The sequence below is a fragment of the Streptacidiphilus cavernicola genome, assembly GCF_042510955.1.
GTDB lineage: Bacteria > Actinomycetota > Actinomycetes > Streptomycetales > Streptomycetaceae > Streptacidiphilus > Streptacidiphilus cavernicola.
Genome location: NZ_JBHFAB010000003.1, coordinates 1 through 24,998, shown reverse-complemented (window position 1 = coordinate 24,998; position 24,998 = coordinate 1). Strand labels below are relative to the sequence as shown.

At 70.8% G+C, this 24,998-nt stretch carries 24 protein-coding genes and 2 pseudogenes; 11 read left to right on the top strand and 15 right to left on the bottom strand.

Features of this window, described 5'->3' with window-relative positions; all coding sequences use genetic code 11:
* Positions 1-376: 376 nt before the first annotated feature.
* Positions 377-820, top strand: a pseudogene (locus ACEZDE_RS04430) (5'-3' exonuclease H3TH domain-containing protein); the annotation flags it as partial.
* Positions 821-951: 131 nt separating this feature from the next.
* On the opposite strand, the gene ACEZDE_RS04425 reads toward ACEZDE_RS04430, so the two are convergent.
* Complete coding sequence (locus ACEZDE_RS04425; protein WP_380532452.1) at positions 952-1,335, bottom strand: ArsR/SmtB family transcription factor; 384 nt, start codon at positions 1,333-1,335, stop codon at positions 952-954.
* Between the two features lie 98 nt (positions 1,336-1,433).
* On the opposite strand from ACEZDE_RS04425, the gene ACEZDE_RS04420 reads away from it, so the two are divergent.
* Entirely contained in the window at positions 1,434-3,428 is a 1,995-nt protein-coding gene (locus ACEZDE_RS04420) for a heavy metal translocating P-type ATPase (RefSeq protein ID WP_380532449.1), read from the top strand.
* Here ACEZDE_RS04420 and ACEZDE_RS04415 read toward each other — a convergent pair.
* Positions 3,422-3,703, bottom strand: a complete 282-nt coding sequence (locus ACEZDE_RS04415; RefSeq protein WP_380532446.1) for a hypothetical protein — start codon at positions 3,701-3,703, stop codon at positions 3,422-3,424. The two genes, ACEZDE_RS04420 and ACEZDE_RS04415, sit on opposite strands and share 7 nt — an antisense overlap.
* A 38-nt stretch (positions 3,704-3,741) precedes the next feature.
* On the bottom strand, positions 3,742-4,131 hold the full coding sequence (locus tag ACEZDE_RS04410; protein WP_380532443.1) for a nuclear transport factor 2 family protein: 390 nt from the start codon (positions 4,129-4,131) through the stop codon (positions 3,742-3,744).
* A 125-nt stretch (positions 4,132-4,256) separates the two neighbouring features.
* On the opposite strand from ACEZDE_RS04410, the gene ACEZDE_RS04405 reads away from it, so the two are divergent.
* Entirely contained in the window at positions 4,257-4,955 is a 699-nt protein-coding gene (locus ACEZDE_RS04405) for a TetR/AcrR family transcriptional regulator (RefSeq protein ID WP_380532440.1), read from the top strand.
* A gap of 144 nt (positions 4,956-5,099) precedes the next feature.
* Here ACEZDE_RS04405 and ACEZDE_RS04400 read toward each other — a convergent pair whose 3' ends face one another.
* A complete protein-coding gene (locus ACEZDE_RS04400) occupies positions 5,100-5,987 on the bottom strand; it encodes an aldo/keto reductase family oxidoreductase (RefSeq protein ID WP_380532437.1) in 888 nt (295 codons plus the stop codon).
* A gap of 93 nt (positions 5,988-6,080) precedes the next feature.
* Here ACEZDE_RS04400 and ACEZDE_RS04395 point away from each other — a divergent pair, with 93 nt between their 5' ends.
* From ACEZDE_RS04395 to ACEZDE_RS04385, 3 genes are all read left to right on the top strand, one after another.
* Positions 6,081-6,980, top strand: coding sequence for a LysR family transcriptional regulator (locus ACEZDE_RS04395; RefSeq protein ID WP_380532434.1), 900 nt, complete (start codon positions 6,081-6,083; stop codon positions 6,978-6,980).
* A gap of 119 nt (positions 6,981-7,099) precedes the next feature.
* Complete coding sequence (locus ACEZDE_RS04390; protein ID WP_380532431.1) at positions 7,100-7,741, top strand: hypothetical protein; 642 nt, start codon at positions 7,100-7,102, stop codon at positions 7,739-7,741.
* Positions 7,742-7,906: 165 nt separating this feature from the next.
* Entirely contained in the window at positions 7,907-9,058 is a 1,152-nt protein-coding gene (locus ACEZDE_RS04385) for a DUF5979 domain-containing protein (protein WP_380532428.1), read from the top strand.
* A gap of 101 nt (positions 9,059-9,159) precedes the next feature.
* Here ACEZDE_RS04385 and ACEZDE_RS04380 read toward each other — a convergent pair whose 3' ends face one another.
* Entirely contained in the window at positions 9,160-10,125 is a 966-nt protein-coding gene (locus tag ACEZDE_RS04380) for a helix-turn-helix transcriptional regulator (RefSeq protein WP_380532425.1), read from the bottom strand.
* Between the two features lie 87 nt (positions 10,126-10,212).
* Between ACEZDE_RS04380 and ACEZDE_RS04375 the strand changes: the two genes are divergently transcribed.
* Entirely contained in the window at positions 10,213-11,106 is an 894-nt protein-coding gene (locus tag ACEZDE_RS04375) for a DNA-3-methyladenine glycosylase family protein (protein WP_380532422.1), read from the top strand.
* Between the two features lie 79 nt (positions 11,107-11,185).
* Here the strand turns inward: ACEZDE_RS04375 and ACEZDE_RS04370 are convergent, their stop codons facing one another.
* Positions 11,186-12,400 carry a glycoside hydrolase family 75 protein gene (locus ACEZDE_RS04370; RefSeq protein WP_380532419.1) on the bottom strand — a complete coding sequence of 405 codons (1,215 nt, stop codon included), beginning with the start codon at positions 12,398-12,400 and terminating at the stop codon, positions 11,186-11,188.
* Between the two features lie 251 nt (positions 12,401-12,651).
* A complete protein-coding gene (locus ACEZDE_RS33735; RefSeq protein WP_449341699.1) occupies positions 12,652-14,364 on the bottom strand; it encodes a carbohydrate binding domain-containing protein in 1,713 nt (570 codons plus the stop codon).
* Positions 14,365-14,700: 336 nt separating this feature from the next.
* On the opposite strand from ACEZDE_RS33735, the gene ACEZDE_RS04355 reads away from it, so the two are divergent.
* On the top strand, positions 14,701-14,931 hold the full coding sequence (locus tag ACEZDE_RS04355) for a hypothetical protein (protein WP_380532416.1): 231 nt from the start codon (positions 14,701-14,703) through the stop codon (positions 14,929-14,931).
* A 10-nt stretch (positions 14,932-14,941) separates the two neighbouring features.
* On the opposite strand, the gene ACEZDE_RS04350 is transcribed toward ACEZDE_RS04355, so the two are convergent.
* A complete protein-coding gene (locus ACEZDE_RS04350; RefSeq protein ID WP_380532414.1) occupies positions 14,942-15,289 on the bottom strand; it encodes a DoxX family protein in 348 nt (115 codons plus the stop codon).
* 143 nt (positions 15,290-15,432) lie between these two features.
* Positions 15,433-15,855, bottom strand: a pseudogene (locus ACEZDE_RS04345) (MmyB family transcriptional regulator); the annotation flags it as partial.
* A 292-nt stretch (positions 15,856-16,147) separates the two neighbouring features.
* On the opposite strand from ACEZDE_RS04345, the gene ACEZDE_RS04340 reads away from it, so the two are divergent.
* A complete protein-coding gene (locus ACEZDE_RS04340; protein WP_380532411.1) occupies positions 16,148-16,819 on the top strand; it encodes a TetR/AcrR family transcriptional regulator in 672 nt (223 codons plus the stop codon).
* Between the two features lie 41 nt (positions 16,820-16,860).
* Here the strand turns inward: ACEZDE_RS04340 and ACEZDE_RS04335 are convergent, their stop codons facing one another.
* The 6 genes from ACEZDE_RS04335 to ACEZDE_RS04310 form a co-directional block, all read right to left on the bottom strand.
* Positions 16,861-17,607 (bottom strand): ABC transporter ATP-binding protein, encoded by a 747-nt coding sequence (locus tag ACEZDE_RS04335; RefSeq protein WP_380532408.1) that lies wholly within the window; start codon positions 17,605-17,607, stop codon positions 16,861-16,863.
* A 164-nt stretch (positions 17,608-17,771) separates the two neighbouring features.
* On the bottom strand, positions 17,772-18,800 hold the full coding sequence (locus ACEZDE_RS04330; protein ID WP_380532405.1) for an ABC transporter ATP-binding protein: 1,029 nt from the start codon (positions 18,798-18,800) through the stop codon (positions 17,772-17,774).
* A complete protein-coding gene (locus tag ACEZDE_RS04325; RefSeq protein ID WP_380532402.1) occupies positions 18,797-19,690 on the bottom strand; it encodes an ABC transporter permease in 894 nt (297 codons plus the stop codon). The genes ACEZDE_RS04330 and ACEZDE_RS04325 overlap by 4 nt, the downstream gene beginning before the upstream one ends.
* Positions 19,687-20,646, bottom strand: a complete 960-nt coding sequence (locus ACEZDE_RS04320) for an ABC transporter permease (RefSeq protein WP_380532399.1) — start codon at positions 20,644-20,646, stop codon at positions 19,687-19,689. The genes ACEZDE_RS04325 and ACEZDE_RS04320 overlap by 4 nt, the downstream gene beginning before the upstream one ends.
* Positions 20,643-22,376, bottom strand: a complete 1,734-nt coding sequence (locus tag ACEZDE_RS04315; RefSeq protein WP_380532396.1) for an ABC transporter substrate-binding protein — start codon at positions 22,374-22,376, stop codon at positions 20,643-20,645. The genes ACEZDE_RS04320 and ACEZDE_RS04315 overlap by 4 nt, the downstream gene beginning before the upstream one ends.
* 147 nt (positions 22,377-22,523) lie before the next feature.
* The gene (locus ACEZDE_RS04310; RefSeq protein WP_380532393.1) at positions 22,524-23,537 is read right to left on the bottom strand and encodes an agmatine deiminase family protein; all 1,014 of its coding nucleotides are present in this window, start codon (positions 23,535-23,537) and stop codon (positions 22,524-22,526) included.
* A gap of 234 nt (positions 23,538-23,771) precedes the next feature.
* Between ACEZDE_RS04310 and ACEZDE_RS04305 the strand changes: the two genes are divergently transcribed.
* Together ACEZDE_RS04305 and ureA are read left to right on the top strand one after the other, a co-directional pair.
* Positions 23,772-24,341, top strand: coding sequence for a TetR/AcrR family transcriptional regulator (locus ACEZDE_RS04305; RefSeq protein WP_380532391.1), 570 nt, complete (start codon positions 23,772-23,774; stop codon positions 24,339-24,341).
* Between the two features lie 84 nt (positions 24,342-24,425).
* A partial coding sequence (gene ureA / locus ACEZDE_RS04300; protein WP_380532388.1) for an urease subunit gamma occupies positions 24,426-24,998 on the top strand: 573 nt, incomplete at its 3' end.

Here is a 24,998-nt window from a genome sequence, read left to right as displayed (position 1 = left end):
ACGCTCCATTCCCCGCCGACCCCCTTGGCCGGCTCGCGCAGTTCCGAGAAGAGCAAAACACCTGTGGTATGCGACCCCTGCTTTGCGCGTAGCTTGCGTCTCACCCTGAGCGGGATTCTCGCCCTTTCGCTCAAATCAAGAAGGCGAGGATCCTCAGCACCCATCTCGACCCCTTCACCGGAGTTCATCTACTGATCGCGCCTATCAACGAAGGCGCTGTTAGGAAGGAGTCCGACTCCCGATGCCACTACTGAAAGCCCATTCAGGAACTGTGAGGAGCAGCGGAACAGCATAGACGCGCGCGCACCGACAACAGCTCTGAGCAGGATTGAATCCTTGCAGGTCAAGCCCGGTATCGCATTTTGAGAATCTGGCAGATCCGGCGACCGGGAACCTGTTCCAACTCGTCGACGACGCGCGGCAGGCCAGGGTGCTCTACCCGATCAAGAGCGTCGGGACGCTCCAACTCACCGACGACGCCGTGCTGACGGAGAAGTACGGCGTCACCGGCGCCCTGTACGTCGACTTCGCCGTCCTCCGCGGCGACCCCAGCGACGGCCTCCCCGGCGTCGTCGGCATCGGCGAGAAGACCGCCACCAAGCTGATCGACCAGTACGGCGACCTCGCCGGCATCCAAGCCGCAGCCGTCGACCTCGACAGCAAACTCACCCCCGCCCAGCGCAAGCGCCTGATCGAAGGCACCGCCTACCTCGCCGTCGCCCCCACCGTCGTCAGCGTCGCCACCGACATCCCCCTCCCCACCTTCGACCCCACCGCTGACTTGCAACATGCGGCGGCGAGGTGGTCGCTGAGCTGCTGAGATCACTCTCAGTAGATCTCAACGTTGCCCATCATTTCTCATCCTCTACACGTGCTCAATCCGTGCCACCGGACGACGGAGGCAGACCCGACGGCGGCAGTCAGTGAGGAACGCGCTGCTGAATGCCGAGCTCATCGACCGGCGTTCAGCATCACGTCCACCGGTTCGCTGCCGTGGGCGCCTGGCGCGCGGAGGTGTTCGACGTGGCCGAGGGCCTGGTCGAGGAGGTCGGCGACGTGGTTGTCGTAGAGGGAGTAGACGATCGAGCGGCCGTGACGTTCAGAGTTGACCAGGCCGAGGTTGCGCAGCAGCCGGAGCTGGTGGGAGCAGGCTGAGCGTTCCATGCCGACGGCGTCGGCGAGGTCAGTGGCGGCGCAGGGGCCCTCCTGGAGCTGGGCCAGGATCAGCAGGCGCGACGGGGTGGCGAGCGCCTGCAACGTGGTGGCGACGGCGCTCGCGCCGACGGCGTCGAGGCGCTCGCGTGCGGTGCTGCTGTTGTTCATCCCGTGGCCCATGCGTCCATCCTATCGAGAACACGTGAAGAGGCATTCAAGTATTCACGTATAGTGGTGGACGGAGTCGAAGCCTGTCCCTCCGCTTGGAAGAGCCCCACATGTCGACCACCCTTCTTGAACGCCCCGCCGCGCCAGCGCCAGCGGCTGCGTCTGCCGCGCCGCGGCGCAAGACGCGCGTGCTGGCGCTGGCCGAGGCGCGCAGGGCACTGGCCGCGCTGGTGCTCCTCACGGTCGCGCTGCCGCTCCAGCTGACCGGCGTCACCGCCTGGGTGTGGGGCCCGCTGTACGCACTGTGCTACGCCGCCGGCGGCTGGGAGCCCGGCTGGGCGGGGCTGACCGCGCTGCGAGAGAGGACCCTCGACGTCGACCTGCTGATGATCGTCGCGGCGCTCGGCGCTGCGGCGATCGGGCAGGTGATGGACGGCGGGCTACTGATCGTCATCTTCGCCACCTCCGGCGCGCTGGAGGCCCTCGCGACCGCCCGCACCGCCGACTCCGTGCACGGCCTGCTCGACCTCGCCCCCGCCACGGCCACCCGTCTGCTGGAGGACGGCACCGAGGAGACCGTGGCCGCGGAGGTGCTCGCGGTCGGCGACACCGTCCTGGTCCGCCCAGGTGAGCGGATCGGCGCCGACGGCCGTGTGCTGGACGGCGCGAGCGACGTCGACCAGGCCACCATCACCGGCGAGCCGCTGCCGGTCGCCAAGCAGGAGGGCGACGAGGTTTTCGCCGGAACGCTCAACAGCACCGGCGCCCTGAGGGTCAGGGTCGAACGGGACGCCTCCGACTCCGTCATCGCCCGCATCGTCGCCATGGTCGAGGAGGCCTCGGAGACCAAGGGCCCCACGCAGCTGTTCATCGAGAAGGTCGAACAGCGCTACTCGATCGGCATGGTCACCGCCACCCTGCTCGTCTTCGCGATTCCGCTCGCCTTCGGCGCGGGCCTGTCCGGCGCGCTGCTGCGCGCCATGACGTTCATGATCGTCGCCTCGCCGTGCGCCGTCGTACTCGCCACCATGCCGCCGCTGCTCTCCGCGATCGCCAACGCCGGACGGCACGGCGTGCTGGTCAAGTCCGCGGTCGTCATGGAGCAGTTGAGCCAGGTCCAGGCCGTGGCGCTGGACAAGACCGGCACCCTGACCGAAGGCGCCCCGCGGGTCACGGACCTGCGCCCGCTCGCCGCCAGCGGCCTGACCGAGGACACCCTGCTTGCCCTCGCCGCCGCCGCGGAGCACCACAGCGAGCACCCGCTCGCTCGCGCCGTCGTCGACGCCGCCCGTGCCCGCGGCCTCGACCTGGCCACTGCGGAGGACTTCACCTCCGCCCCCGGTGTCGGTGTGACCGCCACGATCGACGGCCGCAAGGTCGCTGTCGGCGCACCGGCCCGCTTGCTGGAGGAGACCAACGGCCGGACGGAGGCGGGCGCCGCGGTCCTCGCCGCCGAGCTGGAGGACAGCGGGCACACCGCGGTGGTCGTCCTGCTCGACGGCGCCCCGGTCGGTGTGCTCGGCATCGCCGACCGGCTGCGGGCGGATGCCGCCGCGACCGTCGCCCGCCTGGGGGCCCTGACCGGGCGGACCCCGACCCTTCTGACCGGCGACAACCCCCGTGCCGCCGCCCGTCTGGCCGCCGAGGTCGGCATCACCGATGTGCGCGCCGGGCTGCTGCCGCAGGACAAGGTCGCGGCCGTGGCCGAGCAGGAGCGGGCGGGCCGCCGCACGATGGTCATCGGCGACGGCGTCAACGACGCCCCGGCGCTTGCCGCCGCGCACACCGGGATCGCCATGGGCCGTGCCGGATCCGACCTCGCCCTGGAGACCGCCGACGCGGTCATCGTCCGCGACGAACTCGCCACCGTCCCCACCGTGATCGCCCTGTCCCGCCGCACGCGCAAGCTCGTGGTGCAGAACCTGGTCATCGCCTCGGTGTTCATCAGCGGCCTGGTGGTCTGGGACCTGGCCGGTTACCTGCCGCTGCCCCTCGGTGTGCTGGGCCACGAGGGCTCCACGGTCATCGTCGGCCTCAACGGCCTGCGCCTGCTGCGAGACGGCGCCTGGCGCCGCGCCGGTACCGAGCTGACGGCTGGTCAGTGAGCCGCCGCAACCGGACGACACCGGCTGCCCCGCCGCACCGGCCGGGCGCCCCGTCCCACCGTAACGGTGACATGGACATAGGTGTCGTCGTGGGTGGTCCAGTCGTCCCACTCGTCAGCGAGCCTGGTGAAGACGCCGTCGACGGTGCCCTCGGGTGTGCGGTAGGTACCGGCCGGCGGGAAGCCCGCAGACTCGGTCCACTCCACGTCCGCGGCCACCACCGACCGCCACAGGTCCATGTCCCCGGTGGCCGAAGCCAGGTACTGCTGCCGCACGGTCTGCGCCGGGGTGCGGCCGGGATCAACCCCGGTCGTCAGAACATGCCGTTGTCGTTGGCGGACTTCGTCGGGACCTCCTGAATCACGTCCCAGTGCTCCACGACCTTGCCGTTCTCCAGGCGGAAGAAGTCCGCCAGTGCGCGGCCGGGGTTGTCCGGACTGCCCGGCTCCAGGTCCAGGTGGGAGTGGGTGGCGACCAGGTCGCCCTCGGCGACGACGCGCTTGATGTTCAACCGCACGTTCGGGTACTCGCCGCGCAACCAGCGCACGAAGCCGATGAAGGCCTCGGGGCCGTCCTGGGCGTCGGGGTTGTGCTGGCGGTAGGTCGGTCCGAAGTGGTCCGCGATCGCCTTCTCCGGGTTCCCGCCGAACGCCGTCTGGTAGTAGTCCACGACGACCTGCTTGTTGCGCTCAAGATCCGACATGAGGTGCTCCGATCCTTAGGGCCTGGTCAGGTGCGGGAGGACCCCGCCCTCAAACTTGGAATCATTCCAAGTTCATAGATTCAGCCTAACATCCCATTTCGGATAGTTCGACTACTGTGTCCGTTATGTCAGCCCAGCAGGTGAACTGGACCGCGCGACGTCACGCCGTCGCAGACGACGCCGGCCCGGTCGGACGGCGAGAGTTGCGCAAGCGCGCTACTCGCGAGCTGCTGATCGACACCGCGACACGGATGTCCATGGAGCGCGGCTTCGACGAGGTCAGGGTCGTCGAGATCGCCCGCGCGTGCGGCGTCGCGACAGCCACGGTCTACAACTACTTCCCGTCGAAGGAGTCACTGATCTTCGACATCCCGGACCCTCTGCTGGACAGGCTCCGAGCAGCGCTGGTCAACCCGGCCAGTAGCGCGGTCGAGGGCATGCTGGTCATCCTGGACGGAGTTCTGGACGACCTGGTCGTCTGGCTCACCGACCAAGGCAACGAGGCCCAGGCAGCACAGACAGCCCTCCGGTTCGAAGCCATGGCCCGCGACACGCCAACCCTCCAGGCCCACTACCTGCGCCTGCTCAGCCGCGTCACGGACACCGCCAGGGAAGCCCTGGCCGCAAGGACCGGAAAGCCGACACACGACCCCGAACTCCGCATCGCCGCAGCCGCATTGGCCGGCCTGTGGCCAGTCCAAGCCGACGCCTCCTGCCGACACCTGGAACACACCACCTCCCCCAAGGACCTACGAGCAGCAATCGCCGCGGACGTCAGACGTGCCGCGCACGTTCTGGAGCACGGGCTCGCAGCCTCGATCTGACCGATGTCCCGCCGCTGGGCCGGACCGTGTTCACCGCGCCCGGACGGCCGGTCAGACCGTCGCAGACGACCGTCAGGATGTCTTCACCCCGCGGTTCTTGACCTCGGTCAGGACCTTGGCGGCATCAGCCCCAACCCTCACGTCCTAGTGGCCGATCTTGTCCAGCTCGGCGAGTTCCCCGTCGGAGAGCGAGAGTTCCGCGCCGGCGACGTTCTCGCGCAGGTGTGCCACGGACGAGGTGCCGGGAATGAGCAGGATGTTCGGCGACCGCCGCAGCAACCAGGCCAGGGCGACCGACATCGGCGTCGCATCCAGCCGGGTGGCCACGGCGGAGAGCGCCGTGGACTGCAGCGGGGTGAAGCCGCCGAGCGGGAAGAAGGGCACGTAGGCGATGCCCTTCTCGGCGAGTTCGTCGATCAGCTCGTCGTCCTGACGGTAGGCGAGGTTGTACATGTTCTGCACGCACACGATCGGCGCGATCGCCTGTGCCTCGGCGACCTGTTCGGCCGTCGCATTGCTCACGCCGAGGTGCCGGATCAGGCCCTGCCGCTGGAGTTCGACGAGGGTTTCGAAGGGCTCGGCGAGCGAGCCGGGCCGGGGGCCCTGAGCGTCGCCGAGCCGGAGGTTGACCACGTCGAGCGCATCGAGGCCGAGGTCCTCAAGGTTCTCGCGGACGGCGCTGCGCAGTTCCTCGGACTGCCGGGCGGGGATCCAGCCGCCCTGCTGGTCGCGGACCGCGCCGACCTTGGTCACGATGTGCAGCGACGCGGGGTAGGGGTGCAGCGCTTCACGGATCAGCTGGTTGGTGACGCGTGGTCCGTAGGCGCCGGCGGTGTCGATGTGGGTGATTCCGAGGCCGGCGGCCTCGCGCAGGACGGCGAGCGCGCCGTCGTGGTCGGCGGGCGGGCCCATCACCCCGGGTCCGGCGAGCTGCATGGCGCCGTAGCCGAAGCGGGTGACGGTCAGATCGCCCAGGGCCCAGGTGCCGCCGGTCGGTGACGCGGAGGGTGCATTGTTCATGGTTTCGCTCATGCCGTCGATGCTCGCTCGCGGACGAGCGGCGCAGCCAATACCGATACAGTGCCCTGTCATACCCGGTAGGTATCACCGGGGTAGGCTGTGGCCATGGACACCTTGGAGACCCGCGAGCTGAGGTACTTCCTGGCCGTCGCGGAGGAGCTGCACTTCGGTCGTGCCGCCGAGCGCCTCGGCATGGCCCAGCCGCCGCTGTCCCGGGCGATCCAGCAGCTCGAACGGCGCCTCGGCGTCTGTCTGCTGAAACGCAACCGCCGCGGCGTATCCCTGACCGGCGCCGGGGAGATGCTGCTGCACGAGGGCCGCGCAGCCCTCGACGCGACCACCGCTGCCGCTCGCCGCACCCGTCGCGCGGGTGGCGCCGGTAGCGCGGGTGGCGCCGGTGGCGCCGGTGGCGCCGACGGTCCGGGCGGCCCCCGCAACCGCCTGGTGCTGGCGGTGAAGGCCGGCGCGTCCCACGAGCTGCTGCACAAGCTCCTCGACGCCTACGCGGCCGAGCCCGACGCCGCCGAGATCGAGGTGCTCCCGAGCGGCACCTGCGAGCAGGAAGGGATGCTGCGCGACGGCCGCGCTGACGTGGCGCTCATGCACGCGCCGTTCAACTCCCTCGCCGGGTTCGACAGCGAGGAGCTGATGGCCGAGGGGCAGATCGCCGTCCTGCCCGCCGGGCACCCCCTCGCCGCGCGGAGGACTCTGTCCCTGGCCGACGTCGGCGACATCCCCGATCTTCCGCTGGCCCGCTGGTCCCGCAACGGCGTCTACCCGCCCGGCCCTGGCCCCGAGATCCACGACCAGACGCAACTGGCCCAGCTGATCGCCCTCGGACGCACCGCGGCCGTCTTCCCCGACTCGGCCCGAGCCTGGCTGTGGGCCGAGCACACCGCCGTCCCCCTGACCGACGCACCCCCCGTCGTCACCCACATCGCCTGGCCCGCGCACAGCCGCTCCCTCGCCCTCGCCGGGCTGATCCGCACGGCGACTCGGCTGTGACCCGCCCTCGCTCGGGCCGGACGCCGAGGCGTTCGAGCCCGCGCAGAAACCTGGTCTATGCTGGCCCGGCTTGTCGCGAGACAGCCACGACCTGTCCCTAAAACTGAGAGAAAGCGCTGATGGAAGCCTTGTGGCTGGAGCGCGAACCGATGGCCCGACACGGGGCCGCGATCACCGTGCTGCTCTTGGTGGGCGGGATACCCGTTCTCCTCACAGCAGGGGCTCCCCTGGCACTGGCCGCCCGGATCGTGGTCGTCAGCGGTGCGGTGTTGCTCGGGCTCGTGCTGGCAGTCCGCACCGAGCGGGCGGCTGTGCACTGCCAGCCAGAGGAGATCGTGATCCGGGGACTTGTCCGAAACAGGCGCGTCCGCATCCGCGATGTGATCGGCGTACGGGGCAACCATGTGTACTGGGGCAGTTCCCGTGGGGCACTGCGCCGAAGTCGGCTGACCGGCGTCGCCGACCTGCCCAGCAGGTTCCCCGGCGTCGGCGCCTCCTCCCACCGCAACCCGGAGCTGCTTGAAGCCTGGATCGAGCAGGCGGTGGGCAGCCGTCTCAAGGGCCGGGCGCGCAACGTGCCCCGTCTCGACGACGCGGCGCTCTCCCGGGAACTGCAACTCGCCGGGGCCGGTGTTCGCTGGGAGGCGCACCGTCGCCGGCTGTCTCCCGAGCCGCCGAAGCTGCGATGGCTCGGCGTGCGGGATGCCGCGGCTGCGGAGGCGGCCAAACGCCACCTGGATACGCACCGGAAACAAAACTGACGGTCTCGCCGTCGAAGCCATTGGGCCTGCCGACGGCAGGCGAGCGGGCTCGGTGAGCTGGCCGAAGTCGGTTCCCCGCTGGACGTCGCCCGCAACGGCGACCCCACCATCGCCTGGAACTCCTTCGCCCACAACGAGACCACCGACCGGGCCGGAGCGCCCCGCGTGCTCCAGCCGAACGAGCCGCTCCAGGTCGGCGTGGCGCTGGCCTACGGCTCGCTGAAGCTGGAGAAGAAGATCACCGCGCCCAGCGGGCAGATCAGCGCGGCCCTGTCGCGGGTGCTGTTCACCTTCCACGTCACCTGCACCATCAGCCCACAGGGCCACCCGCGGCAGACCGTGCTGGACCAGGACTACCGGGTCACCACGAAGCAGCCGGAGACGGTGACCGGCATCCCGGCCGGCGCCGAGTGCTCGGTCTGGGAGACCTCCGCGCGCGGGGGCAGCACCGACCACCCCGCGGCCAACCCGGCACAGGTCACCATCAAGCCCGGCCTCGGCAACGAGTCGGTGCAGACCGTGTCCGTCGCCAACACCTTCGCCTTCGGCGCGCTGGAGCTGGTGAAGTCCCTGGACGGGGCCGCGGCCGGCTACGCCGGGGGGCAGAGCTTCCCGATCGAGGTCTCCTGCGCCCTGCCGAACGGCGACGGGTCCGCGAGCAACCTCGTGCTGCACAAGACCTACCAGGTGACCCCGGGAACGCCGGTCACCATCAAGCCGCTTCCAGTGAACAGCCGCTGCTGGGCCCAGGAGACCGACAGCGAGGGCGCGGCGACGATCACCGTCGACCACGGCTCGGCCGACGACCCGGCCGTGATCAGCGCGGGCGGCACAGCCCGGATCACCGTCACCAACACCTACCCGGCCGGGCAGATCACGGTCACCAAGCACGTGGTGAACGGCGCGGCCGGTCCGTACTCCTTCGAGCTGGCCTGCAGCACCGTCCGGGGCCCGGTGGAGCTGGCCCCGGACGACTGGGCGTTCCGCCTGAAGGACGGCGAGAGCCGCGCCGTCCTGGTGCCCGCGGGAGCCTTCTGCAAGGTCACCGAGAAGGACCTGCCCGCCGGGGACCAGGTCTCCTACACCGCTTCCGGCGGGAGCAGCGACGGCTCGGTCACGGTGCACGGCAGTGACAGCGTCGAGGTCACCAACACCTTCCCGGCCCCGGTCCCGCACGGCGGCGGCTCCGGCGACCTGGCCAGGACCGGCGGCGACGACAGCCTGACCGTCCTGTCGGCCGCGACCGCTGTGGCCCTGCTGCTGGCCGGCCTGGTCCTGCACCAGACCGGACGGCACCGGCGGCGCGGTCGGGCCTGACGCCCCGATCGGCCCGAACAAGCCCGAGCGGACCGCGGCCCCGGCAGAGGAGGTTTCCTCGGCCGGGGACGCGGTCCGTGCCGTTCAGCCGCGCTTGCCGTTCAGCCTCGGTAGAGGGCGGCGACCTCGGCGGCTGCGGCCGCGAGTTCGGCTCGGGCCTCGGGCGGGTCGAGGACCTCGACGTCGGCTCCGTGGACCAGCAGGGCGCGGACCGCGGGCAGCGCGGGGAAGCCGAGGTCCAGCGCCGCCCACGCGGCGCCGGGGGTCGGCCGTTCGGGCCTGCCGAGCAGGTTGGCGGCCTGGATCCGCAGGAACCTGTCCAGCCGGGTGCTCCGGACCAGGCAACGGACCAGCACCTCCTCGGTGCTGCGCTCGACCTGTTCGCGCAGGTCGGACCAGACCTCGGCCAGGCCCTGGCCCCGGCGACGGCGGACCGGCTCGGCCGAGGTCGCCGCGGACCGCACCCGGTCCGCCCGGAACAGCTGCGGCTCGCCGTCCCGATCGGCCACCAGGTACCAGACCCCGGCCTTGCTGACCAGGCCGTAGGGGTCGACGGTGTAGCCGACGGGCTCAGTGCTGCCGCTGTGGTGGTACACCAGCTCCAGTCGGCGGTCGGCGAAGACGGCCTGCTGGAGTTCGGCCAGTTCGACCGCCGTGGACGCGGCGGCGGCACGCCAGCGGGCCGGATCGACCAGGATGCGTTCACTGGTGCGTTCCGCGTCCGCCCGGTGCGGGGCGGGGAGCGCCGCCATGACCTTGCGCAGCGCCGAGTCGATGGCCCCGCCGAGGCCGAGCGCGTCATGCGTCCCGTCGGCGGTGAGCACGAACAGCGCCCGTGCCTCGTCATGGGTCAGTCCGGTCACGTCGGTGCGGTAGCCCGCCAGCAGCCGGATGCCGCCGTTGCGCCCGCGCTCGGTCCACACCGGCACACCGGCGCTGGAGAGCGCCTCGATGTCCCGGTAGACGGTGCGGACCGAGACCTCCAGCCGTTCAGCCAGTTCCGCGGCCGTGACCCGGCCCCGGGTCTGCAGCAGCAGCATGATCGAGAGCAGCCGGTCGGCCTTCATGGACCAAGGATAAAACCTGACGGGCGATGTCAGGTTTCAGCGCGACGGTGGTTCCAGCAAGCATCGACACCTCTGGAGGAGAGCCCCATGAGCAGCAGCAACACCGTCAGCCTGCGCCTCCCGGCACGGCAGCCCTTCGACTTCGGCGCCTCGCTCGCCTTCATCGGCTCCTTTCCGGCGATGACCGGGCAGCAGGGCACGTCGGGGGCGGCACTGACGCTCGCCCTGCGCGAGAACTCCACCACACTGGCCGCCCGGCTCACCGCCGCGGCCGGAGGCGCCGGCCTGGACTGCGAGCTGACGGCGGACGCCCCGATCGACGGGACGACCGCCAGTTCCGCCGCCGACCGGCTGGGCTTCCACCTCGGCCTCGACGACGACCTGTCAGCGCTGTACGCCGCCGCCCGGCACGACCCGGCGTTCCACCGGGTGACCGAACAGCTGCACGGCTACCACCAGGTCAAGTTCCCTTCGCCGTTCGAGCTGCTGTGCTGGGCGATCCTGTGTCAGCGCGTCCCGATGCCGGTGGCGCGGGCCATGAAGCAGTCGCTGGTGGAAGCCGTGGGCAATCGGAGCGAACTGGACGGGCGGGTGCTGTGGGCCTTCCCGGACGCCGAGCAGCTGGCGGCCCTGGACGAGGACGAGCTGACCGACCTGATCGGCAACCGGCGCAAGGCAGGCTTCCTGCACGGCTCGATCCTCCGCTGGCTGGAGCTGGACGAGGGCTTCCTCCGCACCGGCGACTACGACGCGGTCCACGAACGCGTCCTCGAACTGCCCGGCATCGGCCCCTGGTCGGCGTCGTTCCTGCTGATCCGCGGCCTCGGCCGGATGGAGCGCATCGGCTACGACCGGGAGATGGCCCGCGCCGTCTCCCGGGCGTACGGGCACCAGGTCGACGAGCCGGAGTTCCGCCGACTCGCCTCCGGCTACGGCGAGCTGCAGGGCTACTGGGCGCACTACCTGCGGGCCGCCGGCTGACAGTCACGGCCGGCGGCCCGTTCGGGGCAGGCCACCGGCCATGACTGTCAGTCACACCTCAGAGCTCAGACCTCAGAGCTCAGACGACGATGCGGTCGAGGTTGGGTGCTCCAGCCGAGGGGTTGGAGAACTCGATGGTGTTGCCGCTGCCCGCCTTGAGCTGCACGGTGACGGTCCTGGTGACCACGGTGTTGTAGTCCGGGGTCTCCGGGAAGCTGACGGTCTGCTTGACGCCGTTGACGGTGACGACAGCGGTGCGGGCCTGACCGACGCTCATGAAGGAGACGGTCATGGTGTAGCTGCCCGCCGTCGGCTCCGATATCCCGGTGAAGGTCGCGGTGCCGCCGTTGCCCAGGTAGCTGATCTTCTCGCCGCCCGAGCAGTGCGCGCAGTGGGTGACGGTCGTGCCACCGGCCAGGGTCGCCGCCTCGGCCTCGTACGACTTGTTCCCGCCGGTCGGCGGAGTCGTCGACGGCGGGGGGCTGGACGGCGGCGGAGAGCTGGGCGGAGTCGTGCCCGCCATGCTGGCGCCGAGGCTGTCCAGGGCCTTCTGGACCAGGGCCTGGGCGTTGTCGTTCAGGGTGGCGTTGGTGCCGTTCACGACCCAGGACGAGCCGGAGAACATCACCACGGTCACGCCGTTGTCCACCCCACCGGTGGTGCCGCTGCTGGGGATGCCGAGCAGCTGGGCCGCCTTGACCGAGGCCTCGCCCAGCTCGCGGGAGTCGTTGTCCGAGGTGGTCTGGTTGTTCGCGGTCTGCGTGTCGCCGAAGATCGAGCCGATCACCTTGCCGTTGTAGAACATCAGCGCGAACTGCCGGCCCGACATGCCGCGTTCCTTGTAGTAGAAGTGCGGACAGGGGGACGTGCGGTCCCAGCAGTCGTCGCCCAGCACGTAGAACGGCACGTGGTGCGCGCCGAGGGCCTTGCCGCTGCTGTCCGTCCAGGTCGTGTCGCCCTGGTGGTCCGGATCGGGATCGGGGTCGCTGCCGTCGGTGTCGATGGCCATGCTGGAGGTGTAGGCGTAGACGCCGGTCGCGACCTGGTACACGTTCACGTTCTGGGCCCGGGTCTGGGTGTTGATGTGGGGCTTGGTGTTGACCTGGGTCGCGGATGTCGAGTTCTTCTTGACACCGGCCAGCACCTCGGCCGCGGTGTACGAGGTGGCGGCCGGCGCGGCGGCCGTGGCGGCGGTGGGGGTCGTCGCGGCATCGGCGTTCGCGATGGCGAGCGGGGTGGCGAGCGCGAGAGCTGCGGCAGCTGCGACAGCGAAGCGCATACGGTTCGATGACATGGCGGTGGGGGCCTCCGTCAATCGCTAGTAAGACTGTTTAACTAATCGAAGCATCCTCGGCCCCGGCCGCGCAAGAATCTCGTTAATAAGATTTACAAAAACTTATTACCCGTCAGAACGCAAGCGCCGCAGGCGATCACAACGAAGACACCCCCGTGGACGACCCGGGCCCGGGGGTTCGGGCTCGGTACGTCCACAGGGGTGTCTTCGATCAGCGGGAAGGAATCAGCGAGGAGGAATCTGCGGGGGCGTCAACGGCCCTGGAGGGATTTGACGTTGTTTCCGAAGGTCCAGCCCAGGGAGCCGTCCCAGTTGATCGACCACGTCATCAGCCCCTTCAGCGAACCGCTGAAGGCGTTCCACGACTGGCCGACCAGGCTCGGCGCCATGTAGCCGCCGCCCGCGCCGGGCTGGGCCGGCAGGCCGGGGACCTGCTTGTCGTACGGCACCTTGACGGTGGTGCCCTGGATGGTCAGTCCGTTGTTCAGGCAGGTGGTCTGCGCGGTGAAGCCCTGGACGGTACCGGCCTGGTAGGAGTCGCCGGAGCAGCCGTACATGCTGCCGTTGTAGTACTGCATGTTCAGCCACCACAGCTGCCCGTTGTCGGCGTACTTCTTGATGATCGGGAGATAGGAGCCCCAGATCGATCCGTAGGTGATGCTTCCGCCGGTGACGTACGCGGTCTCGGGGGCCATCGTCAGGCCGAAGCCGGCGGGCATCTGGGACAGGACCCCGTCGATGATGCGCTCCAGGTTGGCCTGGGAGGTGGACAGCGTGTTGATGTTGCCGCTGCCGGTCAGGCCGGTCTCGATGTCGATGTCGATCCCGTCGAAGTTGTACTTCTTGAGGATCGGGACGACGGTCGCCACGAACTTGTCGGCGACGGCGCTGGAGCTCAGGTCGATGCCCGCGGTGGCACCGCCGATCGACATCAGGATCGTCTCCCCGGCCGCCTTGGCCTGGCACATCTCGGCAGGCGTCGCGACCTTGACGTTGGTGTCCATGCCGTCCTGCCACTCGACGGTGCCGTCGGAGAGGATCACCGGGAAGGCGGCGTTGATGACGTTGTAGCCGTGCGCGGCGATGCGGCTGTCGGTGATGGGGATCCAGCCCAGGCCGGGGTGCACGCCGTTCAGCGCGCCGTCCCAGTTCTCCCAGTAGCCCTGGAGCACCTTGCCGGTCGGCCGGGGCTTGGTGGCGCAGGTGTCACTGCCGGGCGGGGTGGTCGTGGGCGGCGTGGTGGTCGGCGGGGCCGTGGTCGGCGGGGTGGTCGTCGGCGGGGCCGTGGTCGGCGGCGCGGTGGTGGGCGGGGTGGTCGTCGGCGGCGCGGTGGTCGGCGGCGGGGTGCTGCCGCCGGGGCCGGTGAGCGACACGTCGTCCGCGTAGTAGGCGGGCTGCGCGTACCAGCCGTGCAGGTAGACGGTCACCGAGGTGGTGCTCGCCCCGGTGGTGAAGCCGACGCTGAGCTGGCTGTACGACGCACTGCTCGGCGTCCAGGTGGACGGGTCGGTGCCGCCGGTGCCGGTGGCGCCGAGGTAGACGTAGCTGCCCTGGACGTAGGCGCTCAGCGTGTACGCGGAGTTGGGCTGCACGCTGACGGTCTGGCTGCACTGGGCGCTGTCCGAACCGGTCGGCGTGGCCTTGAGAGCGGAACTGCCGGAGTGGACCGGGCTGCTGACGGCCGCTCCGGAGCCGCTGGAGCAGGTCCAGCCGGAGAGTCCGCTCTCGAATCCGGGGTTGGCCACCAGGTTGGTGGTGGCGGCCCCGGCCGCGCCGGAGCCGACCGCGACGAGACCGGCGCCGATGACGGCGGTGGCGCTCACCCCGGCCAGGGAACGTCTGAGGACGGTCGATCCGTGCTTGGCGCGGCCGGCCGGGTCGCCTTCGGGGCGACCCGGCTCCGAAGCCGGGCGGAGGTCACCCGGCACTGACAGGCGTGGAGTACGCGACCTACGACGGAACATGCTGCGCTCCCTTTCCCGCCGAGCGCCATGGACATGACCGACGCGTGGGGGCGTGACGCCCGGCTCTGGGTGAGGTGGGGACATGTGGGGGCTGTGCCGAACCGGATCGTAGGAGGGGCGGCAGGGCGCGTCAATAGGTCTGGACCAATGCCGACGGATCTACCCCCGTCCGAGCAGCGGCGATCCGAAGCCCTCCCCTCGCACGTCGAGCGCACGGGAGCGCAGAGGGGCGCAGGGGCAGCGCCCCAAGCCACCCGTTACCCGCCCTTGACGGACCGTCCGCCCTGCGGAAGCGTTCAGACATACAGTCCGTCCGCCACGACCCAGGAGGCTCCCGTGCCCCTTCACCTGGTCGGCCAGGACCCACTCGGCGGTCCCGCCTGTGTGTGGCTCGACACCGAGACCGGCGACCTCGTCATCAAGGGACTGACCTCCACCGAGGACGAGTTGGGCGGACGCGCCGTACTCCCCGGCATGACGGCGCTCACCCTTCCGGACCGGATGAAGCCGATCATCCTTGAGGCCATCGACCTGATCCGCATCCTCGGACTCGGCACCGAGGACTAGGCCGCCGGGGTCAGTGGTGGAGCAGGCCCAGGATCAGGGCGGCCACTGCGGTGGCGAGGAAGACGATGCCGCCCACGATGTTGCGGGAGCCCACCCGCAGGTGGGCGATGATCGCGCCGATGAAGTACAGGATGAGCCCGGCGGCGGCGAGGGTTCCCAGCAGCGGGACGGCGAATCCGGCCAGCAGCCCGACGGTGCCCGCCGCCAGCAGCGTGCCCAGGACCGGCACCCACTTCCGGGGCAGGCCCTTCATGTCAGCCTGGGTCTTGGGGTATTCATGGCCGATCAGGTAGGTGACGGCGGCGGCGCCGTTGAAGACCGCGCCGAGGATGGTGACCGTGACGTAGGCGGCGAACACCCGTATCTCCGTTCTGTGGGGACAGTGTTGCTGGGCGGCCCCGCCGCGGGATTCGCTGCGGGGTTCCGTTCCCCTGGAGGACCGGTCGGCGACTCGATATGTGACATCGGTCGGCGGCCTGGTGCGGGTGCTGCGCTGGTCTGCTAGCGCTTCTGCTGTTCAGAGGGCCCGGAGGGCTCGGCGAGTTCGGGGGGCTGTGACCGCGGGGTCGGGGCGAGCATGTCGAGCAGGAGCATGGCGTCGTGGTCGGGGGTGCCGGGTTCCGCGGTGTAGACGCCCAGGCGGTGGCCGGGAGTGCCTTCGAGGGCCATGCCCTGGAAGGCGAGGGTGAGGGTGCCGACCCGGGGGTGGTGGAAGGTCTTGGCGGCGAGCTTGCGTCCGGTGACCTCGTAGCGGTCCCACAGTCTGGCGAAGTCGGGGCTCTTGAGCAGGAGTTCGCCGACGAGCTGGGCCAGGTCGGGGGCGTCCGGGTCGGTCCCGGCCAGGGCGCGCAGACGGGCGACGCAGCCGCGGACCTGGCCGGCCCAGTCGGTGAAGACCTCGTGGGCGGCGGAGTGCAGGAAGAGGCACATCACCCTCGGTGACCTGGAGGTCGGCCGGATCGGCCTGGGCGCGATGGGCATGTCCCACGGCTACAGGCCGCCGGCACCCTGGTCAAGCTCCCCGGCGAGGTGGACCCGGCGCTGCTGCCCTCCCTGCTCGCCCTCGACGACGTCGCCGACGCCTACCAGGGCATGGACACCCGCACCCACCTGAAAGTCCTGGTCCGCCCGTGACCGGAACGCGGTGACCGACGCTCCGGCGGCGGTGCGGCCTCGGCTTCCTGGTCGGGGCGGGGCTGCGGATAGAGTTGGGCGTGTGGCTACCAGTTCGAGCGAGGTCCGGGCCGTCGGCGCTGAGGGCGGTACGGCCGCGGGCGGGGTCGTCCGGGCGTCGAAGCCTCGGACCTCCGCCAAGGGCGAGCAGACGCGCAGGCGCCTGATCGCCGCGGCGAGGACGTTGCTGAGCGGGGCCGGGGACACCCCGTTCACCACCCGGAACGTCGCCGCGCTCAGCGGGGTGACCCACGGGATGTGCCACTACCACTTCGCGAACCGCACCGACCTGGTCGTCGCGGTCATCGAGGACATCCGCCCGGAGTGGATCCTGCCGGTCGAGGAGATGGTCGACGCCCCCGGCCCCTTTGCCGAGCGGGCCGAGCGCGTGATCGCGTTCCTGGGCGAGACCGAGGGCCCGGACCTGGCCCGCCTGTACTCCGCGGTGCACTGGATCGCGGTCAACGACGAGCGCGTCCGCGCGGTCTGGGAGGCCGAGTACCGGCGCTGGCGGGCCGCGTTCGTCCGGCTGTTCCAGGTGCTCGCGGACGAACTCGGCAACGGCCTGGACCCGCAGCCGCTCGGTGACGCCGTCGCCGCCGCGGCGGACGGACTGGCCGCGATCAAGTCGCTGAACGCCGAGGTGGACGGGGCCGCGGTGATCCGGACCCTGGTGCACGGGCTCACGACAGCCGCCACGGCGGCCCAGGGCTGAGACCGGGACACGGCGCGCGCAGCGGTCAGCGCGCACACCCGTCACAGCGCACGCCGCGCCGCGGCGATGCGGTTCGGGTCCCAGCCGGGTCGCGGCACCGAGTCCAGCAGCAGCCGGGTGTAAGGGTGCTGAGGCTCCGCCAGGACCCGCGCGGTGCGCCCGGACTCGACCACGCCGCCCCGGCGCATGACGATGACGTCGTCGGTGACGCAGCGCACCACGCCCAGGTCGTGGGTGATGAACAGGTACGCGATCCCGGTCTGCGCGCGGATGTCGGCGAGCAGATTGAGGATCTGTGCCTGCACCGACACGTCCAGCGCCGCCACCGCCTCGTCCAGGACCAGCACCGCGGGCTCCACCGCCAGCGCGCGGGCGATGGCGACGCGTTGGCGCTGTCCGCCGGAGAGCTGCCGCGGCAGCGCTCCTGCCTCGCGGGCGCCCAGGCCCACCTGGTCGAGCAGTTCCGCGGTGCGCCGGGCGTGGTCGGCGCCCGGGAAGTGCAGCCGCAGCGTCTCCCGCAGCACCGCGCCCACGCTGACGCGCGGGTCCAGGGAAAGGAACGGGTCCTGGAAGACCATCTGGATCTCGCGGGCCCGCCGCAGCCGCTGGGCGTGTCCGCGTCCCGCGCCGCGGGCCGGGGCCCGCTCCCGGCCGTGGACGCGGACCTGGCCGGAGTCGGCGCGCTCCAGGCCGACGATGATCCGGGCGGTGGTGGTCTTGCCGGAGCCGGACTCGCCGACGATCCCCAGCGAGCCGCCCTCGGCGAGGGTGAACGAGACGTCGTCCACGGCCCGCACGCTCCCGTAGGCGCGGTGCAGGCCGACGACGTCGAGGAGGACGGCATCCCCTGACGGTCGGTCAATGTGTGTCGTCGGACCAGGGTCAGCCTGCGGCTCCGCCCCTGGCCGGGGCTGAGGGTCGGTCATGTCGGCGGCCTCCAAGCCGGGTCTGCTCATCGGGGCTCGCCGCCCGCGACCTGGTCGCTGTGGTGGCAGGCGACGCGGTGGACCGGGTCGCCCGCAACCGGGAGCTGCTCCGGCAGTTCCTCGGTGCAGACGGCCGTCGCATAGCGGCAGCGGGGGGCGAACGGGCAGCCGGCCAGCGCCTCGCGCAGGCTGGGCGGCTGACCCTCGATCGCAGCGAGCCGCGCAGCGAACCGCCCACCGGAGCCGCTCCCCCGCGGAGCGTCCGGGCCCAGATCCGACCGCGGAGCGTCCAACCGCGGGGTCGAGGCGAGCAGGGCCGCGGTGTAAGGATGGCGCGGACGGTTGAACAGGGTGTCGGCCGGGCCGGTCTCGGCGATCTGCCCGGCATACATCACATACACCCGGTCACTGATCGCCGCGGCCAGGCCCAGGTCGTGGGTGACGAAAAGCAACCCGGTGCCGAAGCGCCGTTGCAGGTCGCCCAGCAGGGCGACCACCTCGGCCTGGGTGGTGACGTCCAGCGCGGTGGTGGGCTCGTCGGCGAGGATCAGCGCCGGGTCGCCCATCAGCGCCGCGGCGATCATGACCCGTTGCAGCATGCCGCCGGAGAGCCGGTCCGGGTACTGGCGCAGTACACCCCCGGTCAGGCCGACGGCTTCGAGCATGCTGCCCGCGCGCCGGTCGGCGTCCGCCGCGTCCGTGCCGCCGTCCAGGCGCAGGCTCTCGGTGAGGAAGTCGCCGATGCGGCGCAGCGGGTTGATGGCCGCCCGGGGGTCCTGGAAGATCATGGCCGCGGTGTGCGTGCGCAGGCGGCGCAGCCGGGCCGGGGTCATCGCCAGCACGTCCTCGCCCTCGACCAGGACGCTGCCCTGCGCGGTGGCGCCCTTGGGCAGCAGCCGCAGCACGCTGCGCGAGGTGAGGGTCTTGCCGGAGCCGGACTCGCCGACCAGGGCGACGGTCTCCTCGGCGGCGACGGTCAGGTCGACGCCGTCCAGGACGGGCCGTGCGGTTCCGGGCAGGCGCAGCCGCAACTGCTGGATGTCGAGGGTGTTCATCGGTCCCTCCTGGCGACCCGGTCGGCCCAGTGCTCGCCGACGACGTTGAAGGCGACCACGGTCAGCACGATCGCGACGCAGGGCAGCACCGCCGACAGCGGGTAGCCGCTCTGGATGGCGCTCTCGCCGTCGAAGACCATCCGGCCCCAGTCGGGTGTCAGCGGCGGGACGCCGAGGCCGAGGAAGGAGAGGCCGGCCAGGTCGATCAGGGCGTAGCCGAAGTTGACGGTGGACTGGGCCAGCACCACCGGGGCGATGTTGGGGAGGACGTGGCGCAGGCAGATCTGCAGGCCGGAGTGCCCTTGGACCCGGTAGGCCTCGATGTAGGGGCGTTCGCGTTCGGCCAGCACCAGCGAGCGGGTGAGCCGGCTGACGTAGGGGAGGTAGGCGACGCCGAGCGCGACCACGGGGGCGGTGAGCCCGTCCCCGTAGACGGAGACGATCAGGATCGCGAGCAGCAGCCCGGGGAACGCGAAGATCAGTTCGGAGCCGCGGGAGAGCAGCGAGTCCAGCCAGCCGCCGCGCCAGCCCGCGGTGACGCCGACCGCGACCCCGGCGACGGTGGAGAAGATCACCACGCCGAGCGGGCCGAGCAGCGAGGTGCGGGCGCCGATGACCAGCCGGGAGAGGGTGTCCCGGCCGGAGGCGTCGACGCCGAACGGGTGCGCGCCGGACGGCCCGGCCAGGGCGTTGCCGAGGTCGACGGCGTTGGGCGGATGCGGCGCCAGCCAGGGGGCGAGCAGCGCGGCCAGCACGACCGCACCGGCCAGGCCGAGGCAGAGCAGGTGGAGCAGCGGATTGCCGGTCCGGATCCGGGACAGCACCCGGCGGCGCGGCAGCACACCCGCGCCCTCGACGGCGCTCCTGGGGACGGTACGTGCGGTGCTCATCCGGCGGACCCCCTCGCGCCCAGCGCGACCCTGGGGTCGACCAGCGGATACAGCAGGTCGACCACGAGGTTCACGGTCATGAAGAGTCCGACGATGATCAGGGAGATGGCTTGGACCACCGGAAAGTCCTTGGTGGTCGTGGACAGGTCGAGCAACTGCCCGATGCCGTTGACGCTGAAGGCCGACTCCACCAGGACGGTGCAGATCAGCAGGGTGGAGACGATCAGTCCGCCCATGGTGAGCACGGTGCCCAGCGAGTTGCGGAACACATGACGGCGGATCACCCGGTTCTCCGGCACGCCCCGGCTGCGGGCGACGGTGACGTGCTCGTGGCCCATCGCTTCGAGCATGGCGCTGCGGGTGACCCGGGCCAGCATCCCGATCAGGTAGAGGGCGAGCGCCACCGCGGGCAGGGTGAGGTGCCAGAGCATCTGCACGAACCCGGTGCCGCTGCCGCTGCTGGGGAACCAGTGCAGCTTGACCGAGAACAGCCCCTGCAGCAGCACGGCGGCCACGAACGAGGGCGTGCCGACCGCGAAGGCGGTGGCGACCAGGACGGTGGAGTCGGTGGCGCCGCCGCGCACGGAGCTGATCCAGCCCAGCGCCAGCCCGATGCCGAGGACCAGCAGCAGGGCCATGGCGACCAGCAGCAGGGTGCTCGGCAGCCGGGCGGCGAGCAGGCTGGAGACGCTGGTGCGGTATTCGATCGAGCGGCCGAAGTCGCCGTGCAGCACATTGCCGAGCCAGCGCAGGTACTGCACCACGAACGGGTCGTTCAGGTGGTACTGGTCGTCGATGGCCTTGACCGCCTCGGGTGTGGCGGAGCGTCCGGACAGCAGGAAGCTCGCCGGGTTGCCTGGCGCCAGGTACAGCGCACCGAAGATCACGAACGAGGCGCCCAGCAGGGTCGCGACCATCTCGGCCAGGCGGCGGGCGGCGAACCTGAGGAAGCTCATCCCGCCGCCCCGGCGCCCGAGGACGCTGTGTCCGCCGCCCCGACGTCCGCCGCCCAGGGGTAGTACAGGTAGGAGATGGTGGTGGGGGCGCCGGTGAGCCGCTTGTTGAGGAAGACGGACGTGGGCCACTCCGCGGCGGGCATCCACAGCACCTGGTCGGCGGCGATCTTCTGCAGCTTGGCCTCGACGGCGAGCCGCGCGGCCGGGTCGTAGGTCGCGTCGGCCTGTTCGACGAGCTTGTCGTAGGCGGGGTTGCTGTACCCGGCGTAGTTCTGGAAGCCGCTGCTCTGGAAGTTGGACAGCACGTCCATCGGGTCGGTGATGGAGAGGTAGTAGGTCTCCGGGAACATGTCCAGGCCGGCGCGGGCCTTGGGGTCGGAGAACAGCGCGGTGTAGGCGTTCGGCGCGATGGTCTTGAGTGTGACGTTCAGTCCGATCTCGGTGCCCGCGGCCTGGACGGCGGTGGCGAGCAGGGAGACGTCCTGGCCGATCGGGCTGGTGGCGATGGTCACCGTCTTTCCGGTCGCGCCCGCCGCCTTGATCAGCGCCTTGGCCTGGGCCAGGTCCTGGTCCGCTGAGGGCAGGTCGGCGAACGCGGACTTCTGCACCGCGGGCGGGGCGGCGTCCCAAGCGGCGCGCGGGGAGACGGAGTTGCTGACCGTGCCGACGCCGGCCAGGCCTGCCTTGACGAACCCGGGCCGGTCCAGCGCCATCGAGAGCGCCCGCCGCACCCGGACGTCCCCGAGGGCGCCCTTCAGGCTGGTGACGTTCACATTGACGGTGGTCAGGCCCTCGCCGAAGTAGAGCGTGCCGACGCCGCTGCCGCGCAGCCGGTTGTAGCTCTCGGTGGGGACCAGGTAGCTGCCGTCCGCCTCGCCGCTGAGCAGCGCGTTGGTGAGGGCCGAGGGGTCGGTGAGGATGTCGAAGACGACCTTGGCGGACTTGGCGGGCCTGCCCCAGTAGCCGTCGAAGCGGTCGAGTTCGACCGACTGGCCCTTGGTCCAGGTGCCGAGCCGGTAGGGGCCGGTGCAGTCGAGGCTTCCGCTGGTGCCGTAGTTCTTGCCCGCGGCCTTGATCCCCGCCTCGCTGGCGACGACGCCCGCGGCGGTGGCCATGTACTGGGGGAACTGCGAGTCGGGCCGCTTGAGCTTGACGGTGACCTGAAGCGGGCCGGTCTTCGTCACCGACGCCACGTTCTGGAAGGACTGGATCCAGTACGAGCCGAGCGCCGGGTCCATCTGCCGCTTGAGGCTGTAGACCACGTCGTCGGCGGTCATCACGCCGCCGTCGTGGAAGCGGACGCCGGAGCGCAGGTCGAAGACGAAGGTGGTGGGGTCGGGGGTCTCCACCTTCTGCGCCAGGCCGGGTTCTTCCTTGAGCTGCGGCGTCCAGCGCAGCAGGCTCTCGCAGACGTTCGAGAGGATCATGTTCTGCTCGTAGTCGAACGAGTAGATGTAGTCCAGCGTCGGCGGCTCCGCGTAGAGCGCCCAGGTGAAGGAGGCCAGGTCACCCTTGGCGGCGGGGGTCCCGGCGGAGAGCCGGTAGGCGGCGGCCGAGCCGCCGGGCGCCGCGGCGGGCGGCCCGGCACAGGCAGCGGCCAGCGCGAGGGCCGCTGCGGCGGCGGACGCTACGGCGAGGCGGCGGGGGCGGCGGGGGCGGCGGGAGGGGTGAGAGTCAGGGCGCGGGGGTCTACGGCGACGGGACTCGGACGGGGGGAGGATTCTTGCCATCGGTGCGCTCTCTTCCGTGCTCAACGGCGGGGGCGGGGAGGGCTCGTTCGGGGACCGGTGGGCAGCACCGGCAGACGACGGGTCCGGTCGGATGACGGCTGATCAAGTGACGGATGGTCAGGTGACGGCTGGTCATATAGCTTCCGGTCAGGTGGTGGGACGGACTGCCACCGGCATCTGCTGGGTGATGCAGTGAACGCCCCCGCCGCCGAAGGCGATCACCCGGGACCGCACCCCGACGACCTTGCGGTCCGGGAAGGCCTCGGCGATGACCGCGAGCGCCCCCGCGTCGGCGTCGATGTCCGCGACCGGCACGACAACGCCGCCGTTGGCGACGTAGAAGTTGAGGTAACCGACCTCCGTGGGCTTCCCGTCGACCTCGACGAACGCGCTCTGCGGCAGGTCGACGATCTCCAACCGGTTGCCGCGCGCGTCGGTCGCGGCCTCCAGTACGGCGCGGTTGGCGCGCATCCGCTCGTAGTCCGGGTGCTCCGGATCGCTCGGCAACTGGACCACGACCCGGCCCGGCGCGACGAAGGCGCAGACGCCGTCCACGTGCCCGTCGGTCTCGGCGTCCTCCAGGCCGCCGTAGGGCAGCCAGATGACCTTGGTGACGCCGAGGCGGGCGACCAGCTCCGACTCGATCTGCTGCTTGGTCATCCCCGGGTTGCGGTTGGGGTGCAGCAGGCACTGCTCGGTGGTGATCAGCGTGCCCTCTCCGTCGACCGTGATCGAGCCGCCCTCCAGGATCATCGAGGAGGCGATCCGCGGGACGCCCAACCGCTGCAGCAGCGCGGCGGAGATCCGGTCGTCGGTGTCCCAGGGGAAGTGCTTCTCCCCCCAGGCGTTGAAGCGGAAGTCCACACCCGCGCGCCCGCCGTCCTGGTCCAGGACGAAGATCGGCCCGGAGTCGCGGAACCACGAGTCGTCGATCGGCAGCTCGACGACCTCGACGGAATCGCCGCAACGGGCCCGAGCGTCCTCGCCCTGACCTGGCCGGGCGACCATGGTCACCGGCTCGAACTGCGCGATAGCACGTGCCACCTGCGCGTACTCCTGCCGTACCTCGTCCAGGACTGCGCCCCACAGCTCGGGCCGGGTCGGCCAGGCCATCAGGCAGCGCTCGTGCTCAGTCCACTCGGCCGGCATACGGAACGTCATGGCGACTCTTCTCTGTTGCTCTGATGCTTCGATGCCCCGCATCCTCCATCGAACTGAAACTTCAGTCAATACTTTCAGAGTGGAGATCCATCCCTCAAGAACCGGGCAAATGGGCGTAACTGCCATCGGGCGTGTGGCCGGCAGGCCGGAGACACCTGCTCGCCGAGCCGCGCAGGCGTCAAGATTCTGAAAGGAGAGTCAGGATCGGCAGCTCCAGCGGTACAGTCTCGGCTCATGTCGGACCGTCAAACGGAAATACTCAGAGCCGCCACCCGTGTCATCACCCGCCGCGGAGTGCGCGGACTGCGCGTGGGCGAGCTGGCAGCGGAGGCAGGAGTGTCCACCTCGCTGGTCTACTACCACTTCACCGACCGGGCCGGAATCCTGCGCCGGACCCTGGAGTTCATCAACGACCGGGCGGACCGCTACACGGCCGAACGCGACCCCGACACCAGGCCGCTCGACCCCCGCGAAGACCTGCGACAGGCGCTGCTGCTCGAACTGCAGGACAGTCCCGAGGTGCGCGAGAACAGCACCGCCTGGGGCGAGTTGCGCGCCAGCGCGATCTTCGAGCCCGACCTCCGCGAGGACCTGACCAAGACCACGACAAGCTGGGTGCACGAGACCGCCGAGCTGTTCGGCCGAGCCCACCCCGGCGGCACCGCCCCCGACCACACGGCCGCCGCGGAACGGCTGACCGCACTACTGGAGGGGCTCAGCATCCGTTGGCTGAGCGGATCCATCCCACTGGAGCACGCCCGGCAACTGCTCAGGGACGCCATCGACGCCGAGCTGGAGCGGTAGCGCAGATTCTTGACTGAACTTTCAGTCAGTGACAGAGTTGGGCTCCGACAGTCAGTCGGGCACTACTCGATCCGGAGAGGCACTGTGCGACTTTCACCTACTGAGCGGGATCGGTTGTTGTTGTTCACTGCGGCGGAGTTGGCGCGGGCGCGGCGGGCGCGGGGGGTGCGGTTGAATGTGCCCGAGGCGACGGCGTTGATCGCGGACACGGTCTGCGAGGCGGCGCGGGACGGGCTGCGGCTGGCGGAAGCAGTCGAGGCCGGGCGCGGGGTGCTGTCGGCGGCGGAGGTGTTGCCGGGGGTGGTGGACGTGGTGACCACGTTGCAGGTCGAGGCGGTCTTCGACGACGGCACCCGTCTGTGTGTGGTCAACGACCCGTTCGGCGGTGCCGGGTCGCTGGGCCCCGAGGCCCCCGGCGCCACCCTGCCGGGCCCGGGTACCGGCTATGAACCCGTCGAGCCGGTGCTGCGGCTGCCGGTCCACAACACCGCACCGGTCCCGATCAGCGTCACCTCCCACTTCCACTTCTTCGAAGCCAACCCCCGCCTGGCCTTCGACCGCGCCGCCGCCTACGGCACCCGCCTGGCCATCCCCGCCGGATCCACCATCCGCTTCGCCCCCCACACCACCCACCACGTCCCCCTGCAACCCATCGCC